Here is a 16,604-nt window from a genome sequence, read left to right as displayed (position 1 = left end):
GAAGAAAACAGGACATTTTTTCCACGCTCATTTTATCGACATACTGAAGAATTTTAGATTGGTAGGTTTGGACCGTAATCGGTGATTTTTCTGGTCAATTAATTTGATCGATTTAGATCGAAGAGCCGACAAGTTGATTTTTACATATTACATATAATGGCAGCTTTCAAAAAAGCAGACATTGCCAATAAATGCGAAATGTCTCAGTCTCACTGCAAATCCGCTATCCGAGAATCGTATTTCATAACGAGATTTTCAAGTGTTATTGTTTTAGATTGCATCTTATTCTAGCTGGATCAAAAACCAGGTTACTTCAACTTTGTCAATCTAGGTGACTGGATTCGACGCAGGGTGTTGCACTAGCGTCGAGAACCCTGAGCATAGCCTCTCAGTCCTCTCTAGACCGCATTGTTTCGTTCTATACGGGATTCAAAATGGACTATAAAGGTCTTGTTTGGACTGGGATATGTCCCAAATTTGTCCCAGGATCAGATCTTTTTCTACAGGAATCTTATGCTCCTTTAACACAAGAAATGCGCTAACTCATTAGAGAGAAATGTGAGAGCATATTCTCACTTAAACAGGGCAATTAGTTCTGCAAAGTTATCTTTCGCTTCTGAAAAGTCAATTCTTTCACCATCATCAGCGTAAGACATTGCATCCACAAACTGAGAATACTCTGTTTTATAAAGCGAATCACTACTCAGGGCATCTAAAGCCATTTCCATTGATTTATAAAAGCCTGCGTCTGTTTCTCGCCTTCCGCTTTGCTGATCTTGTTCAAATGACTCTAAAGCCGTTCCAGCGAACATATCCTGATTCCCAATCAGAAGCGGTTTAAGCGCGGCGAGATCATGTAAATGCCTAATCATAGTAGGATCATCACCTTCTAGTGCCCTATCGCGCCTTAATACTCGCCATGTCAATGCGCTTATTTTGTCGGCACCAGTTTCGATGGGTGACAAACATAGAATGCGGGCTTCAGGTTTACCATTGGTAAATGTAGAAACTAATGATTGAACCGGCTTCAACTCTGGAACAAGCCTCGGCTGGGTGAAACTAAACTCAACTTCTAGATGAGGTCGCAATGACGCATGGCTGGAATGGTTTTGTGGGTACGCTAGTGGAAATTTTATATAGTTACTTGCCGCTAGAACGTTATCATTTTCGAGTGTAATAGAATCAACGCCCTTTACCGACGTAAGGATACTGGCCCGATAATCTCTTCTAATAGACTTACGTTTATTTCCCGAGCTTTCATTTATGTAGAGACATCTAAAATCCAAGTCTTCGGAAAACCTCTGAATAAGCCCATGAGCTTTAGATAGACTCGTACCACCCGAAAATATCGTCGTAATTTCATCACTTTGATGTGTCGCTAAGCTTTTTAGAACTTGTACCGCATACCAGTCTTTTTCGACAAATGCCGGATCTACACCAAGCTCGATTGCAATGTCGTTAATAATTTCAGGGTCAAGAGACATATTGATATTTAATAGACTTCCCACCGAAAGCCATCTTCCTTGATACACGCCCTTTCACTGCAATCACTCGACCAGTAGGTACTTGAGTCGTTTTTCCACTGTTATAGTTCATCATTTCTGCAGAACTGACAACTTTAACATTAAGCTTCTGGGTTAGCGCTTCTTCTGCGATTTCTGGAAGAGGTTTAATAGGCACAATCTTACCTGTCAATTTAGAGCGTTTAGCTTTCGCATATAGCCCCTGACCAAACTTAACAACCAATCCTTCAGACACGAGCTGCCTAAAGACCCGGCTAACCTGGTCCCGATCAGAAAGATCAAAAAAGTCTTTAGGAGTAAAAACAGTATTTTTACTTCGACTAATTCGATATTTAATTTTGCTCTTTAACGACGTAAGCGCCATTGATATTTCCTACAAAAATAAGACATCTCGAGATACATAAATAAGACATATAGATTAGTAGAATATACGCCCAAAGTGGCTTTTTATCAAGATTCCTGCCATTTAGCGATGAATCACGAATCTTAATTAATGAAATCTCGAAATTAGACAATCGAATAATCGTTAAAGTTCTTATTCTCACGAACTTCACAAGTATTTCGAACTTTTCCGCATTCCCAGTTCGTTAACATCTATTTGAACCGTTAGATACGGTTCAATATTTCTAATGCGCACACCCTACTAATACAGCAGAACAAACATTTTGGTAGGAATAGTGGCGAATCAATCAGTAAATAAACGAAAAAGGAAACTAGAAAATGTTCTTTACTCAAGACGTGCTTGGTAACAAAATTATGGTGAACAATCTGATTTGTTGGGGGCTTATAGAAGTTTTTAAGGCTCAATACCCAAATGACCCGGCATATGTTAACGAAAAAATCGAGAAGATAAGAGACTTGCCAACATTTGAGAGTATCTTAGAATGGTTCAACCTGGACCATGGAAATAAAGCCGCACTGGCAAATAAAATCAATATGCCCTTCGACTTGTTAGATCGCACTGCGCAAGGCTGCAAGTGGATCTACAATCACTAGTATCTGCGAAGAACAAGGCCGCTGATTTTCAAAGCGGCCTTTCACCTGAAGGCCGGTTGATAATTTCATACAATCTGCATTTTCTCGAAACCAAACACCGATCAACACGTAATACTGTACAAAGAAATTATAACTTGCATTATTCCGCTACCTGATAAGTTAGCTAATCTATCAGTTAGGAGAATAGAAGTGGAAGATAAATTATATGATGTGCAAGATTATGAAGTGAATAGTAAACAAAACGAATCTATTGACTGCCTGCTGGTCTTAGGGGCCCAAACTGACACTTAAGACATTGCCCACCGGTGTATTCTCATAAAAAATACAATACCGCTAATATTGCGGATAGCACAATAAAAAATATCGCGGGATCAGAGTCATCATCAACTCGCTTTTTACAATATGGGCACCAGGAATGATGCGGTTCTCCATATCTAAATGAAAGGCGCGGAGTAATGCGTTTTCCGCAATGGTGGCAAATTATTCTCTCGTCGGTATTGGACATATCAAACCCTCAAAATTCTGATGCTACCTCATATCAGAATTATGCAAGCTTGATAAACGAATCCAATCAAACACATCTATTACGACTATCACCAAAACTTGCATATCTCGCGCCTTTGATACATTTAGGTTTTTATAGGAGAAGCACAATGCAAGAAGAAAATTATGAAGTGACTCAATGGCTAACCGAAACATCATGGCCAACCAGGCAGCAAGATGTCAATGAAATGGTGTATATCTATGATGAGTGGAAAAGGACTTCTCCTAGGTGCCCGGATACAGGAGAATTAGACGAGGAATTACTAATTCAAATGACGTTGTCGAGAATGCGTCATATTCACCCCTCACAGCGAGATGCCTGCGTCATTACCGCCCTGTTGGTTATGCAAACCGCATTTGTAGCTAAATTTGAAGGCGTCTTCGCGCCAAATCTAACTGGTCGTTTGCACTAACATGAGAAAAAGCTTTCGCCAAATAGACATATTATTCATTAATTACAACAAATTAGGTGAACTCGCACATTGAGTTCACTTCGAGAAACACAGTAATATCCGTCTTGCCTAACAAGCAATTATCAACGGACGAATCATATAAAAAGGAAGGAAAAATGTTATCAAAATTTTCAGTTATTTTCGTATTTATTATGCTATCTGCGTGCGCTTCCACGCCCGCTAAAACCCCTCCTAATATTTCTACGGTTACAAGCATTGACGACTATTTAATCAAGCTCATTGGTTACTATGAGACCGATAAAAAACGAGATGGTAACGTAGAAAGTTATAGATTTTCCGATGCAGCTTATGCATCAGACATCAAACGTTTAGCCTCTGATATACGTCATATTTGTACACTTCAACACAAAGGCGATTTATTTACTTATCCGTCAAATAAGCCCTATTATCTTACTGCTGATTATGCTGTGAAAAGCTTGGGGCTTGACTTTGTTGAGCATCAATTAATGGCAAGCCAGGGTAAGGTTGTTAGTACATCGCCTTTAAGCATTGGCTCAGGAAGAATACCAGGTTTAAACCTTCAAGGTTCGATGGCCTACAATAAAAAATCAGTCACCTTTCCTAGCGCAGCGGATCATGGCATCTGCGCTACGCACGATCAGAGCACAGGGCTCTTTCAATACCATTTTATTTATTCCTTCTTTGGTACAGTTAGCGAAACAAATAGCTCACACCCAAAACCACCTTTGTATCTGGCAATCGACAAATCTAACTACATGCAAACTCAGCAAGACATCGCGATTGACGAATATGCTAAAAAAGCACGAGAAAATGCTAAGGCGCTTAGTAATGTCGTGTCTAAATACATTTCAGACACTAAGCAACAACCTTCGTTTGATCTCAGATATATCGACAAGGCCATTGGAGGTGTAGTACTCAATATCTCAATTAACAACACTGATAAGAAGCCAGTCGAATATACAGCACTAAATAAATATGGAATTACAACAGGAAATGGAGCGAGCTATCAAATTGCAATTAATCCACTGGGACAGCCTGCGGTACTTGATGGTTGCGTATTCACATCACATGACAATTGGACTGTATTAGTAAACCCGAACACTCAATGCAAAATCAGCATCCCAGGAGTTGTCATGGGGTTTCCTTTTGAGTTCGAGAACATAACGTTAGGAATTAATGATGAGACACATAAACTAATTCCAGTAAGTGAGTTCGCCGTTTTTGCTGAAAGATATCGTTAGGCTAGGTATCAGAAATAAGGCTTGAGACCACTACCTGATGATCAGTCAGGCACTCAAGCCAGATTCCCCTATTGGAGGAGTACCAACCATGAATAATCATCGCTGATTTAGACATTTTACCATTGCTCATTTATATGCAAGAAAATTAGCGAGTGTCTAAATCCTTAAATAGCCATGAAAAGCTGAGTTGGTGAATATTCAATCGAAGCTCCTATTTAACAGCACATTTTAGCAGCTTCACTTTCATCGATAGTTTCATCAGAACAGGAATGCTCTTTAATTTGTCCGTTTACAGCTGGCCAAGTAATTGACTCCAAACCCTTAATAGCTTTGGCAAGTCTTTTATCCCACGTTTTAAACGCTCTAGATTCATCACAATACACACATTTTAATTCGCCCTCACGGACTTGATAGAGATTGAGATATATCGTCGACCTTGGTGCGCACGCTCTGCGATCGCGCATATAAAACCTAGCGTTAATGCAGAGATTATCGCACTGCGCTATTACTGCGCCTTCTTTTAAGTCGATTTCCTGATTCGATTTGATGGTTTGCCCAACAAACTTATCCTGGCCTGTTTTTTCATCATCAACACCCTCTATAATCATGCACCAACTAGTCAACTTTGCATACGATTTAGATTTTCTGTTGTAAGACAATTCAGATATCAGCTCTAAGGCCTCTTTGTAATCACTGAGCGCACTATAATCAGTATCTGGAACTTTAATAAGCATATCTATTACCTGTGTTAAAAATTTGAATAAAATTGAGCGCTCAGTAATAGAATACGGTGGAAGAGTTCGAGTGTATATTCCGTTTCCTTCCGATGTCGATTCGGTTTCCGTCCGAATTATATGTTTTCCCATTTATTTTCAATAGCATACCTCTCCACCTAGTCATCAAATAAACTTATATTTTGTAGATATTTCTATAGCAAGGTGTGTTTGCGGAAAAGGTATTGCTTGATAAAACAACTAGGGTAGTAGGTTTATGACTCTTTTTTGACCGAGGGAGAAAGATAAGCTTGGAGTAGCACGATCAATTCGACCACGAGAAGAAAGTCCACACAGGTTTAAAACTAAATATCTAAAAACTCGCTAGACGCAGTAGTTATATGATCGGTCAAACACTCTAGCGAGCCTCATACTCATTTAAGAAAAACGACGGATGATTAACAAATGCCTGTTAAACGTTCACCCTCGATATGCAAACGACTTCTGGCCGAGCAGTTGATAAAGATCTGCTAGACTTTCGACTGCCTTGTCGTAAAGCGCTTTGGTTTCCCTGTCATTTTGAATAACGGAGTTTTCGCCTAGAGCCCTCTCCAGTTGATCGAGTACCAGGTTCGACCTATCCAACGCTTCATGTATTAGAAAAGGGTCTAACTTTTGATCTTCGATACACTCCTCACTTGTACCATCAGACATACCAACCTCCTTTTAAAAACTAACTAAAACAGCTCATAAGATCATCCGCTTCTACTGTAGCATTTGAAACAACAGCATCGCTTAAGTCGATCTTATTACTCAACAGGCTGTTAAGCTGAAGATCAAAAGATTTAAGAGTAGGATGAAGAGCCATGGGTATGTAAACGTTAACGTCTTTCTTTTGGCCTATCCTATATACCCTATCAGTAGCCTGCGCTTCTTTGGCCGGATTCCAATGACGTTCTAAATGTATGACGTTATTGGCACCGGTAACCGTTAATCCAACACCTGCAGCGACCGGTGACATAACGATAACTGCGAAGCCGTCTTGTTCCTGGAATTTATCTATGATGGCTTTGCGTGTTGCCGTGTCCTTTTTCGTCGCAACAGCTTTCGTTTCACCGTTAATGATTTCTACCGGGATCTTGAACAATACCCCTACAATTGCGGCCACGTATGCTTGGACGCTTTTAGTCGACGCAAATATAAGAACCTTTTCATTCTTACGCTTAATTTCTTTTAGTAAGTCGAGCATTGCTGAGAATTTTGACGATAACTCAGCCTGCCTTAAGAATTCTTTCGCTTTATGAGGTATCGGCGCCCTCTTCTCTATATCCTGATGGGTGCTACTAACAAGACACCCACCGAAAAGAAATACAAAAACCTAAACGACGCTTCAAGAAAGAGGCAATAGACACTTAACGTTGACAATAAATATAGGATTTGAGCAGTTTGACTAATAATATTCGCTTCAGAGAGTGCCTCTGCCAGTATTTAGGTCGTTAAAACTAATTCGCAGGCAGGGGAGCTCCTTAGGTCTCCCTGATGTTTATATATGTGGTGTTAGACTAGGGTGAAAGTAGCGCCAAACAGCTACTTAGTCCTGGGCTCCGTGTATAACCTTGCCTTTGATAAACCACTTTAATTGAGTTAGCGCTGCCAACAAAATAAGAGAAGTGCTTTTCGAAGTCTCGGGTGAGCGCTTTCCATTGATCTTGAGTTAATGATAGACGTTCCAATAGTGGCGGAAGGTGTTGATTAATGCTGCCTCGTTTATCATTTCGGTATACCTTACCCGTCTGATCTAGCAGTGCTAGATAATCGTTAAGTTCAAAGGGTAGGCCATCAGGCATATTTTGTCGTGGGTTGCCCACAAACGCTAACAGATGCTTAGGTTGGTGAATCCGTTTGGCGTTCTGAGTACATCTAATCCGTTCTTTGACCGAGGTGTGGTCTGAGGTTTCTGGGGTATCAGCCATGCAAGCCCTTACAGGGTTTAGGTCAACATAGGCCATGCAGGCGGCTAATGCTTTATCATCGAGTAGTGCTTGAGATTTGAAGCGTCCTTCCCAAAATCGGCCAGTACAATTATCTTCACGGTTTGCTTGCCGAGCAATGTGCTCGTTTAAGTTTCGCATAAACCAACTGATGCTGAAGAGGCGCTCACGCCAAGCTTGAACGAAAGTGTCGAGTTGCTTTTTTTCAGCTACTCCTAGTGTTTGTCCAGCCATAAAGCGTTGAGATAGATAGTTACCCGCGTATAGTTGGTGCCAGTGTTCAATGACTTGGTGGTTTGTCCATGATTCAGCTCTAGATTTGTTTACCCTTAAGACAATATGAGTATGGTTAGACATTACCGCGTAAGCACAGAGATCAATGGCAAATACGCCAGATAGGCTAATAAGTCTTTTTTCTACCCATTGGCGGCGATGTTCATAATTGGCCCCTGTTAGCTTGTCTTCACCACATAGAAAGCTACGGCGAACACAGCGGGAAACGCAATGGTAATAGGGGGTATCCTCAAGAGATATGAGCGTTTTTCTGGCTTTAGGCATGAGGTAAAGTCCTTTTACTTCAAACTTATTTTAGTTTTAGTGTGCTGGTTAAATATCCAGTATTTTGGTTGGGCTGTCAACTGTTATGATGGGTGTCTAGGTAATTCACTCTATGCAGATAAAGGTTTCGGTTTCATTACGCCAGAAGAGGGCGGTAAAGACCTTTTTGTTCACCACTCAGAAATAAAAACATCGGGTTATGCAACACTAAATGATGGTCAGCAAGTAGAGTATGAAGAAGGGCAAGGGCAGAAAGGGCCTTGTGCGACTAATGTTATACCATTATAGGTTGCTAGTAGCGTAACGTTACGAGTAAACCGAACAAGAAGCCAAGGTCATGTTTAATGCCTTGGCTTCTTGTTGTCACCACGCCTATAAATTGAGTGAGCGGTATTTGGAAGGAGACAGGCCTTTCCAACGCTTAAATGCACGACTAAAGTTTCTATCATCTTCATAGCCAAGAAAGTAAGCTATTTCTTTAATGGTCATTTTGCTGTTGGCTAGATAAGTGATTGCCAGCGCTTGTTTTACTTCTTCGAGAATTTCTCGATAAGATGTCCCTTCTGCTATTAATCGTCTATGTAATGTTCTAGAAGTCATATTGAACCAAGATGCCATAACAGTTTGAGTGGGAAACTCCGTGTTTTCTAAAAGTTTCTGTTTGATCTTACTTTTATACGTTGTCTCGTGTTCTAGTGATTTAAGCTCTTTAGAGCAAAGCATTTCAGCCTCTAAATACCCCGCTAGATTGGCAAAAGGAATCGGCTCACTCAGGTAGTGTTGCGAGAATTGAATTGAGGCAGCCGGTTCGTTAAATTGCAGAGTACATTCACTTAAATTTCCGTACGGCACATTTTTATGGCGAGCGTAGGGAAAGCATAAGGTCAGGTCTTTCTTCAAACTGGGCATTAATTGGTCAAGCGCGGCTTTAATGGTGACTAATATGGCATCAAAAATAATAATCCGTAGATCATTAAGAGGAATGTTCTCTTCTAATAAAGCGATAAATAGACCATTTTGATAATTTACCGTTAGTTTTACCAATGGCATACGAATAGAAATATATTGCTCAACCAACTTGATCGCTGATAGCAAGTTATCGCAATTCATTAATGCAAAACCGAGAACACCGTGAGATTGTAGTGATAGACGGTGCCCCACCGATATACCTAATGCCTGATTTTTTGAGCATCTAACGGCCCTTAGAACGAGCGTTCTGAAAACAGGGAAGTCAATAGAAGATTCGATAAACGAAGAGTCAATTTTTGTGAATCCACTTCCCTTAAGCCATCGAAAAGGTTCTATACCGAAGTCGTCCATACATTCAGAAAGGGCAAAAAGATAGACGCCAGGGATTTTTATATCATTAAGATTCACTGCAGAACCCCCTTTTTGTGTTTGTGAGCAAGCGTTTGATGTTTTAAAAAGAGAGAAATATGTTATTTGTCAATTAATGACCCTATTTTGTCATAAAAAGACTGTTAAGTGTCAAAAAAAGCCACCTATGAGGCGAGGCGGTTCTATTAAACTGGTTGTCAGGTAACAATAATGGAGCCTATAACCATGCTTTCTTTTTTTTCAAGTGGCCCAAAGGCCATGCAAATCAATCAAATAGATGTGGCGGTTAAGTCAAAAGAAACAATACTTACGGCCGCATTGCGTAATGGAATTAACTTCCCCTATAGCTGCAAAGTGGGTGGCTGTGCGGTTTGTAAATGCAAGTTGACCAGCGGGAAGGTAAAAGCATTTTCAGATGCGAGCTATTTACTCTCTGCTGAAGAAGTGCAAGAGGGCTATATCTTAGCCTGTCAGAGCATACCTAAATCATCAGATGTCACCATTGAAGTTGATCTCAGTAAAGCCGCGAATAGACAAATCAGGGGCAAGGTCATTGATCAAAAGCGACTAACGCATGATATTACGATGCTAGAGATTCAGCTGGATCAGGTGGTGATCTATAAGGCGGGCCAGTATGCCATGTTATCACTGGACTGTTTGCCGGGCGTTTCACGCGCTTATTCTTTTGCCTCAAAACCAGACGTAGAAAATAATATTGTTCGCTTTTTTATCCGTCATGTACCCGGAGGGGTTCTTTCTACGTTTATTAACACCCATCGTGTTGTCGATGAATCCGTAGAGATCGATAGCCCCATGGGAGAGTTTTTTCTAAGGCCTGCTGACAAGCATATGCTGATGGTTGCCGGAGGGAGTGGCTTAGGCCCTATTTTGTCTATTTTACAAAAAGCTAAAGATGAGCAGTGCAACCGCCCCGTCACTGTTCTGTTGGGGGCTCGAACACAAGCCGATCTTTATTGTTTGGATGATATGGCCGAAATAGCAAGCTCATGGCCTAACACCTTTAACTTTGTACCCGTGTTGTCTTCAGAACCTGAAGAAAGTACATGGCAAGGCGCGAGAGGTTTTGTCGGCGAATATCTTGAAAGATATGGCACCGAAAGCACCCAAGCTTATCTATGTGGGCCTCCAGTGATGGTCGATGACTGCGTTGAAAAACTAGCGTCAATGGGGATCGATCACAGTGAAATTTATACAGACCGGTTTGTCTCCGTATATGCCGATGCTAATTAAGGGAAGGGTAACGTATATGATTTTTCAATATTTAAAATACTTCTTGTTTCATGCCATCGGTTTGGCTGCTCTTTGCGCTATTTTAATGGGGGGGCACTATGTGACCGCGGGGCTACTGATTATATTAATAGCCTATATGTTGGGAGATGCCGTATGTGGCGACGACACTTCAACACCTACCTTTAAGCACCCCGCAATCCTGACTGTTCAGTTATGGGCTGCATTGCCATTGCTTTCGTTAATCGTCTTCTCTGCCGTCTGGAGTGTTTGCTCGGGAGACCCCTTAGGGTTTGGTGCATTGATAAGCCATTTGACCGGTTATGATGTGATTGCCGCAAGAGAGGGCAGCCAATGGTATCACTCTATATTAACCTTTATCGTGACGGGATTGATGATTGGCATGGTTGGTACGATCACCGCCCATGAGTTAACACATAGAACTTGGGACCCTATTTCGATGCTGGTAGGGCGCTGGTTATTATCGTTTAGTTTTGACACGATTTTTTCTATTGAGCATGTTTACGGTCATCATCGTTATGTTTCAACCATTAATGACCCTGCGACAGCCCCTCGAGGTCGTAATGTCTATTTTCATATTATTGCATCAACGATTAAAGGCAATGTAAGCGCTTGGGCGCTAGAAAAAGAACGGCTCGGTAAGCACGGTAAAGGACCTTTTTCTCTGAGTAATGGCGTGATAAGAGGGCATTTAATGAGCTTGGTACTTGTTGTCGTGGCATTTTTAATGGGTGGCCTTGAGGCTTGTTTGTTTTTTATCGCTTGCGGGTTATGGGGTAAGTCTCTATTGGAAATTGTTAACTATATGGAGCATTACGGGATGGTGAGAAATCCCGATGTAGCGGTTCAACCAAGACATTCCTGGAATACTAACAAGCGTATTAGTTCTTGGGCGATGTTTAATCTTACTCGGCATTCTCACCACCATGCAGATGGAAATGTACCTTATCAAGACCTAAGGCCCTATTCAGATGCGCCTATGATGGTGAATGGCTACTTAACGACCATTATCGTGGCACTTATACCGCCGCTTTGGCATCACTTAATGACACCCAAGGTGCTCGCTTGGGATAGAAAATACGCATCAAAAGAAGAGCTGGAATTGGCAAAATCGGCGAATGAGAGAAGCGGCATTCCAGCCTTTATGAATGCGGTAAATGACCCGCTGTATCCAGTTAATTAGAGGTATCTCCCCCTTACGATAAACGTCTCAATTGGCACTGTAAGGGGTCACTAAAATAATAAAGTGTTAACGTATTTAAAGGAGTTTCATTGTCATGCAGCATCAACGCAATTTAGAGTATTTTGTTGAGATTTCACTTGGGGAGTCGCCAGAGTTTTTAGATGAACTGACTCCAGCCCAAGTGAATCACCTCCGTGAGTTTATGGAGCACGTGCTGAGGCGTGAAGAAGAAGCTCTTGTGAATATGTTTAAATCCCTCGCGATGTTAATGAAATATATTCCTAACATGATTTTATGTCCGATGATCCCCCGGTATTTTTCTCCTTCCATTGCGGCAATGATTACTCAGGAGCTCAGTATGAAGCAAATCATGGGGGTTATATCTGGTTTGCCTGTGTCATATGTGGGAGATATCTCGGTCTATCTAGATAAAGAGCTGGCCGCAGATATCCTTAAAAACTTAAAGAAGAAAATGGCCATTGATGTGCTGAGTTATTGTTTTGAAACGTACCCGCTAAAATTACTGGATGTTCTGGCGTTGGCGCCTGAAACACTCCAAAAAATGGTGGCTAAGGATTTTAAGCAGTTTGATGTTGATCGTCATGATTTATCACCAGATAGACAGAACACTTATGACCGTATAGTGAGGTTATAATCTTCTTTTTCGAGATTGTACGTCTTCATCAAAATGAACATTTTTGATATTGGGTAATGCCGCAATCGTTCGCATTACATTCAGGCCTTCAGTCTCGTAATTTTCGATCATTTGAGCGGTGACCTTATAAGGTTTTGCCACCGATACACCGAGCGTTGCAGGGCTTAGTTTCCAACCATTGGTGATATCTGAGCCACCGACAATATTGATAGGCAAAATGACATCGCCGGGGCGGAGGTAAGCCTGCATAAAGCGAGGGTTAACGTATTTCATGGTGATATCACCATTTTCCTCGTTATATGATCGAGAGCCTTCTGGAAAGATCAAAAAGGGCTCATGCATCAGACTTTTAAATAGGTAATAGTCTGCGGCATCAAGTTCATCAAGGGCTTTATTCTGCTTAATGGTATTCAGGTATTGATCCAGCTCTTTCCACTCGTTTTCATTAAGTCGATTGGTCACAGCTGTAAAGTTATCGGCTCGATTGTGAATGATGTTATTCATAAATTCAGAGTAATTCATTCTCTCAACCAGTTTTAGCACCGCATCGGGCATCTTGATTAACAAATTAACCAGACACCCATCGTATAAACAAATTAACCAAAACTAACCACAAATTAACCAGACACCCATCGTATAAAAATACAAATACCTAAACGACGCTTTAAGAAAGAGGCAATAAACAATTAATGCTGACTGAAAATAATAGAATTTGAGCCGTTTGACGAATAATGCTAGCGTCAAAGAGAGCCTCTGCCGATATTTAGGTGGTTACAGCTAATTAACGAGTAGGGGAACGCCTTAGGTCTCCCTAATGTTTATATATATGTGAGAGGTAACTAGGGTGAAAGTAGCGCTAAACAGCTACGTAGTCCTGGGCTCCGTGTATAACCTTGCCTTTGATAAGCCACTTTAATTGAGTTAGCGCTGCCTACAAAATAAGAGAAGTGCTTTTCGAAGTCTCGGGTGAGCGCTTCCCATTGATTTTGCGTTAATGACAAACGTTCCAATAGTGGCGGAAGGTGTTGATTAATACTGCCTCGTTTATCATTTCTGTATACCTTGCCTGTCAGATCGACCAGCGCTAAATAGTCGTTAAGTTCAAAGGGTAGGCCATCAGGCATATTTTGTCGTGGGTTGCCCACAAACGCTAACAGATGCTTAGGTTGGTGAATTCGTTCGGCGTTCTGAGTACATCTAATCCGTTCTTTGACTGAGGTGTGGTCTGAGGTTTCTGGGGTATCAGCCATGCAAGCTCTGACAGGGTTTAGGTCAACATAGGCCATGCAGGCGGCTAATGCTTTATCATCAAGTAGTGCTTGAGATTTGAAGCGACCTTCCCAAAACCGACCAGTACACTTATCTTCACGGTTTGCTTGCCGAGCAATGTGCTCGTTTAAATTCCGCATAAACCAGCTGATGCTGAAGAGGCGCTCACGCCAAGCTTGAACGAAAGTATCGAGTTGCTTTTTTTCAGCTACTCCTAGTGATTGTCGCGCCATAAAACGTTGAGAGAGATAGTTACCGGCGTATAGTTGGTGCCAACGTTCAATGACTTGGCGGTTTGTCCATGATTCCGCTTTAGATTTGTTTACCCTTAAGACAACATGGGTATGGTTAGACATTACCGCGTAAGCACAGAGATCAATCGCAAATACGCCAGATAGGATAATAAGTTTTTTTTCTACCCATTGGCGGCGATGTTCATAATTGGCCCCTGTTAGCTTGTCTTCACCACATAGAAAGCTACGGCGAACACAGCGGGAAACGCAATGGTAATAGGGGGTATCCTCAAGAGATATGAGCGTTTTTCTGGCTTTAGGCATGAGGTAAAGTCCTTTTACTTCAAACTTATTTTAGTTTTAGTGTGCTGGTTAAATATCCAGTATTTTGGTTGGGCTGTCAACTGTTATGATGGGTGTCTAGGTAATCTGGGAGATATTGACAGACATTAGAGAAATGAAAGCATTAGCTTTCTGCGTGAGCAAAGAGCATGCGCAATACATGGCAAAACAATTATTGCTGAAAGGGATCAATGCTGATGTACTGACCAGTGATAATAGTCACGAGCGTCAGCAAAAGCAGCAGGCTATTCGCTCAGGAAACATTAATGTTCTCTGCGTTGTCGATATTTTTAATGAAGGCGTCGATATCCCAGAAGTAGATACTTTGTTGTTTTAACTAATTAGGGTCAGAGTCGAATGGCACTTACTTAAGAGGTTATCCAACTCTTACGAAAAGACAAAAACGCGAGCACACAGGAAATTGCAGATGTGTATCTAGCACACTCTCGAACCAAGAGTGATATTGAAAAAGTCACTCCTCTTATCAAAGCAAAGCTCACTCAGGCTCACATTCGAAAAGAAGATCAACCGGATGTCATGCAACGTGTAAGACAAGCTAAGACGCTGACAACACGATTCAAGATGTGAGGTGGTCAATTCTTTCAATCCACCTCACCTCAAATCCCAGCGTTTCGAGATAGTTTAGAACACATGGTGTATCTGTTGTTAGCGCCGCACCAAACTCGCAGTTATTTGCCGCTATTTTTTTACCAAAAATAGGAAATAGGATTACATTTTGTTTGATGTCGTGGGCTTGTCGCTTTAGAAGAAAACAGGACATTTTTTCCACGCTCATTTTATCGACATACTGAAGAATTTTAAATTGGTAGGTTTGGACCGTAATCGGTGATTTTTCTGGTCAATTAATTTGATCGAAGAGCCGACAAGTTGATTTTTACATATTACATATAATGGCAGCTTTCAAAAAAGCAGACATTGCCAATAAATGCGAAATGTCTCAGTCTCACTGCAAATCCGCTATCCGAGAATCGTATTTCATAACGAGATTTTCAAGTGTTATTGTTTTAGATTGCATCTTATTCTAGCTGGATCAAAAACCAGGTTACTTCAACTTTGTCAATCTAGGTGACTGGATTCGACGCAGGGTGTTGCACTAGCGTCGAGAACCCAAGCCTCGTTTAACGCCGCGCTCTGCAGAAATTTAGGAGCGTTAGCGAGTAAATTTTCCACGGCAGCGTTTTTTTTAGTGCACAGCTTTTTTTGGAGAACCTAGCTCATTGTTTAAAATATACTTTTCCCCCAAGACATACTGAAAAAGCGCCAGTGGTGATGCGTTTGGTAAATCGATTAGCATAAGGCCCACCAAATTCCAAATAACCTTAACGTCAATTACATTTGGTAGGGTTATCTCACTTAAGTCGAATTTTTTGGAAAAAAGATAGTAGCTTCGATCCAGAGATTTTGGATAATCGTGGGAGTTGATGATTGTTTTTGCTTGTTCCCTTGATGCGTCACTAACTCGACCTGTTTCTAAGACTTCTGTTTGTGCCTGGATAACAACGTGAGTTAATTTCTGACCCAAAGCTGTGTAACTTTCTTTCGTTAATATGCCTGGCACCTTATAACCTGTTGCAGTATTTGGGTGATAAATGAGGTTATCTCTTTGGTCTTTGATGTATGGTGATGACAAAACGCCGTTCTGCCAAAATATATATAAATATACAGATGAGTCTTCACTCGGGACAATGGGGAAAAACGAGCCAATCTTCCTAGCAACCTCAAAAAGAGAGTTTTCTGGTAGTTTAATATTCTTGTCGTTTTCGAAATAATCCTGAAATTTTATGTACGCAACTTCTGTGTCTATAACAAATGCATATTGAGCTTCCATTTCAGAGACACTCCTGAATCCGGCAGCTTTAGCAAATCCTTCTTCAAACGTCTTTTTTGGAATTTCGCACGTCTGGTTAGAAAACTCATGCGCTATATCGATGAATGTTTTGCGTTCTTCAGTCGATTTAATTAAATGTAAATTGTTCATAATAGGTTGTGTCATAATTACCGCTCCAGTTGATGTTTTTGAGACCGGTTCTTATTTAATACATGATTTTTCTTTTTGGGAATACCGTTTCCATCCGTTGTTGATTCCGTTTTCATCCGTTTCGTATTTTTTGTTAATTACTATCCGAATTCCAAGTGCAAAATATTATCGAAGTAAGGCATATATCACGTTGATATTAATAGCTTATTTGCTCATCTTGATTGATATATAAAACAAAGCCTATGATGTTTCTAGTGGTGGACGTAGTGGGAAGTTGATTTTTTAATTGATGGTTATATGTGTGCGCTATGTCACAT

The 16,604-nt window shown here is 41.0% G+C and carries 18 protein-coding genes and 1 pseudogene; 9 read left to right on the top strand and 10 right to left on the bottom strand.

Going from position 1 to position 16,604, the window contains the following annotated elements:
• Positions 1-572: 572 nt before the first annotated feature.
• Both NKI27_RS04060 and NKI27_RS04055 read right to left on the bottom strand, forming a co-directional pair.
• Positions 573-1,508: a nucleotidyl transferase AbiEii/AbiGii toxin family protein gene (locus NKI27_RS04060; protein WP_265048414.1), complete on the bottom strand. Its 936-nt coding sequence runs from the start codon at positions 1,506-1,508 to the stop codon at positions 573-575.
• On the bottom strand, positions 1,474-1,887 hold the full coding sequence (locus NKI27_RS04055; protein ID WP_265048413.1) for a DUF6088 family protein: 414 nt from the start codon (positions 1,885-1,887) through the stop codon (positions 1,474-1,476). The genes NKI27_RS04060 and NKI27_RS04055 overlap by 35 nt, the downstream gene beginning before the upstream one ends.
• A 356-nt stretch (positions 1,888-2,243) precedes the next feature.
• Here NKI27_RS04055 and NKI27_RS04050 point away from each other — a divergent pair, with 356 nt between their 5' ends.
• The 3 genes from NKI27_RS04050 to NKI27_RS04040 all read left to right on the top strand — a co-directional run bounded on the left by NKI27_RS04050 (position 2,244) and on the right by NKI27_RS04040 (position 4,737).
• Entirely contained in the window at positions 2,244-2,519 is a 276-nt protein-coding gene (locus tag NKI27_RS04050) for a hypothetical protein (protein WP_265048412.1), read from the top strand.
• A 653-nt stretch (positions 2,520-3,172) separates the two neighbouring features.
• A complete protein-coding gene (locus NKI27_RS04045) occupies positions 3,173-3,475 on the top strand; it encodes a hypothetical protein (protein ID WP_265048411.1) in 303 nt (100 codons plus the stop codon).
• A gap of 155 nt (positions 3,476-3,630) precedes the next feature.
• A complete protein-coding gene (locus NKI27_RS04040; RefSeq protein WP_265048410.1) occupies positions 3,631-4,737 on the top strand; it encodes a hypothetical protein in 1,107 nt (368 codons plus the stop codon).
• 215 nt (positions 4,738-4,952) lie between these two features.
• Here the strand turns inward: NKI27_RS04040 and NKI27_RS04035 are convergent, their stop codons facing one another.
• From NKI27_RS04035 to NKI27_RS04020, 4 genes are all read right to left on the bottom strand, one after another.
• A complete protein-coding gene (locus tag NKI27_RS04035; RefSeq protein WP_265048409.1) occupies positions 4,953-5,471 on the bottom strand; it encodes a hypothetical protein in 519 nt (172 codons plus the stop codon).
• 459 nt (positions 5,472-5,930) lie between these two features.
• On the bottom strand, positions 5,931-6,164 hold the full coding sequence (locus NKI27_RS04030; protein WP_265048408.1) for a hypothetical protein: 234 nt from the start codon (positions 6,162-6,164) through the stop codon (positions 5,931-5,933).
• A gap of 19 nt (positions 6,165-6,183) precedes the next feature.
• Positions 6,184-6,699, bottom strand: a complete 516-nt coding sequence (locus tag NKI27_RS04025) for a helicase-related protein (RefSeq protein WP_265048407.1) — start codon at positions 6,697-6,699, stop codon at positions 6,184-6,186.
• A gap of 313 nt (positions 6,700-7,012) precedes the next feature.
• Positions 7,013-7,999 (bottom strand): transposase, encoded by a 987-nt coding sequence (locus NKI27_RS04020; protein WP_265048406.1) that lies wholly within the window; start codon positions 7,997-7,999, stop codon positions 7,013-7,015.
• A gap of 39 nt (positions 8,000-8,038) precedes the next feature.
• On the opposite strand from NKI27_RS04020, the gene NKI27_RS04015 reads away from it, so the two are divergent.
• Entirely contained in the window at positions 8,039-8,287 is a 249-nt protein-coding gene (locus tag NKI27_RS04015) for a cold-shock protein (RefSeq protein ID WP_265048405.1), read from the top strand.
• A gap of 84 nt (positions 8,288-8,371) precedes the next feature.
• Here the strand turns inward: NKI27_RS04015 and NKI27_RS04010 are convergent, their stop codons facing one another.
• Positions 8,372-9,376: an AraC family transcriptional regulator gene (locus NKI27_RS04010; protein WP_251813088.1), complete on the bottom strand. Its 1,005-nt coding sequence runs from the start codon at positions 9,374-9,376 to the stop codon at positions 8,372-8,374.
• Positions 9,377-9,547: 171 nt separating this feature from the next.
• Here NKI27_RS04010 and NKI27_RS04005 point away from each other — a divergent pair, with 171 nt between their 5' ends.
• The 3 genes from NKI27_RS04005 (at position 9,548) to NKI27_RS03995 (ending at position 12,444) form a co-directional block, all read left to right on the top strand.
• Entirely contained in the window at positions 9,548-10,588 is a 1,041-nt protein-coding gene (locus tag NKI27_RS04005) for an NADH:ubiquinone reductase (Na(+)-transporting) subunit F (RefSeq protein ID WP_265048404.1), read from the top strand.
• 16 nt (positions 10,589-10,604) lie between these two features.
• Positions 10,605-11,789: an alkane 1-monooxygenase gene (locus NKI27_RS04000; RefSeq protein WP_251813086.1), complete on the top strand. Its 1,185-nt coding sequence runs from the start codon at positions 10,605-10,607 to the stop codon at positions 11,787-11,789.
• Between the two features lie 94 nt (positions 11,790-11,883).
• Entirely contained in the window at positions 11,884-12,444 is a 561-nt protein-coding gene (locus tag NKI27_RS03995; protein WP_251813085.1) for a hypothetical protein, read from the top strand.
• Here NKI27_RS03995 and NKI27_RS03990 read toward each other — a convergent pair.
• Together NKI27_RS03990 and NKI27_RS03985 are read right to left on the bottom strand one after the other, a co-directional pair.
• Positions 12,439-12,966 carry a lysophospholipid acyltransferase family protein gene (locus NKI27_RS03990; RefSeq protein ID WP_265048403.1) on the bottom strand — a complete coding sequence of 176 codons (528 nt, stop codon included), beginning with the start codon at positions 12,964-12,966 and terminating at the stop codon, positions 12,439-12,441. The two genes, NKI27_RS03995 and NKI27_RS03990, sit on opposite strands and share 6 nt — an antisense overlap.
• Positions 12,967-13,283: 317 nt before the next feature.
• Positions 13,284-14,270 carry a transposase gene (locus NKI27_RS03985; RefSeq protein WP_265048402.1) on the bottom strand — a complete coding sequence of 329 codons (987 nt, stop codon included), beginning with the start codon at positions 14,268-14,270 and terminating at the stop codon, positions 13,284-13,286.
• Between the two features lie 127 nt (positions 14,271-14,397).
• Here NKI27_RS03985 and NKI27_RS03980 point away from each other — a divergent pair.
• Together NKI27_RS03980 and NKI27_RS03975 are read left to right on the top strand one after the other, a co-directional pair.
• Positions 14,398-14,622: pseudogene (locus NKI27_RS03980) on the top strand (DEAD/DEAH box helicase); the annotation flags it as partial.
• Between the two features lie 95 nt (positions 14,623-14,717).
• Positions 14,718-14,876, top strand: coding sequence for a hypothetical protein (locus tag NKI27_RS03975; protein ID WP_265048401.1), 159 nt, complete (start codon positions 14,718-14,720; stop codon positions 14,874-14,876).
• 616 nt (positions 14,877-15,492) lie between these two features.
• Here NKI27_RS03975 and NKI27_RS03970 read toward each other — a convergent pair.
• A complete protein-coding gene (locus NKI27_RS03970; protein WP_265048400.1) occupies positions 15,493-16,302 on the bottom strand; it encodes a hypothetical protein in 810 nt (269 codons plus the stop codon).
• Between the last annotated feature and the right edge of the window lie 302 nt (positions 16,303-16,604).

It is taken from the genome of Alkalimarinus alittae (genome assembly GCF_026016465.1).
Lineage (GTDB): Bacteria > Pseudomonadota > Gammaproteobacteria > Pseudomonadales > Oleiphilaceae > Alkalimarinus > Alkalimarinus alittae.
This window is presented reverse-complemented; position numbering and strand designations above follow the sequence as displayed.

Excerpts from the sequence above, each read along its gene's own strand:
- NKI27_RS04040 (WP_265048410.1), top strand. The coding sequence starts at position 3,631 with ATGTTATCAAAATTTTCAGTTATTTTCGTATTTATTATGCTATCTGCG.
- NKI27_RS04025 (WP_265048407.1), bottom strand. The coding sequence starts at position 6,699 with ATGCTCGACTTACTAAAAGAAATTAAGCGTAAGAATGAAAAGGTTCTT.
- NKI27_RS03970 (WP_265048400.1), bottom strand. The coding sequence starts at position 16,302 with ATGACACAACCTATTATGAACAATTTACATTTAATTAAATCGACTGAA.
- NKI27_RS04020 (WP_265048406.1), bottom strand. The coding sequence starts at position 7,999 with ATGCCTAAAGCCAGAAAAACGCTCATATCTCTTGAGGATACCCCCTAT.
- NKI27_RS04030 (WP_265048408.1), bottom strand. The coding sequence starts at position 6,164 with ATGTCTGATGGTACAAGTGAGGAGTGTATCGAAGATCAAAAGTTAGAC.
- NKI27_RS04035 (WP_265048409.1), bottom strand. The coding sequence starts at position 5,471 with ATGCTTATTAAAGTTCCAGATACTGATTATAGTGCGCTCAGTGATTAC.
- NKI27_RS04045 (WP_265048411.1), top strand. The coding sequence starts at position 3,173 with ATGCAAGAAGAAAATTATGAAGTGACTCAATGGCTAACCGAAACATCA.
- NKI27_RS04050 (WP_265048412.1), top strand. The coding sequence starts at position 2,244 with ATGTTCTTTACTCAAGACGTGCTTGGTAACAAAATTATGGTGAACAAT.
- NKI27_RS03990 (WP_265048403.1), bottom strand. The coding sequence starts at position 12,966 with ATGAATTACTCTGAATTTATGAATAACATCATTCACAATCGAGCCGAT.
- NKI27_RS04005 (WP_265048404.1), top strand. The coding sequence starts at position 9,548 with ATGGAGCCTATAACCATGCTTTCTTTTTTTTCAAGTGGCCCAAAGGCC.
- NKI27_RS03995 (WP_251813085.1), top strand. The coding sequence starts at position 11,884 with ATGCAGCATCAACGCAATTTAGAGTATTTTGTTGAGATTTCACTTGGG.
- NKI27_RS04055 (WP_265048413.1), bottom strand. The coding sequence starts at position 1,887 with ATGGCGCTTACGTCGTTAAAGAGCAAAATTAAATATCGAATTAGTCGA.
- NKI27_RS03985 (WP_265048402.1), bottom strand. The coding sequence starts at position 14,270 with ATGCCTAAAGCCAGAAAAACGCTCATATCTCTTGAGGATACCCCCTAT.
- NKI27_RS04000 (WP_251813086.1), top strand. The coding sequence starts at position 10,605 with ATGATTTTTCAATATTTAAAATACTTCTTGTTTCATGCCATCGGTTTG.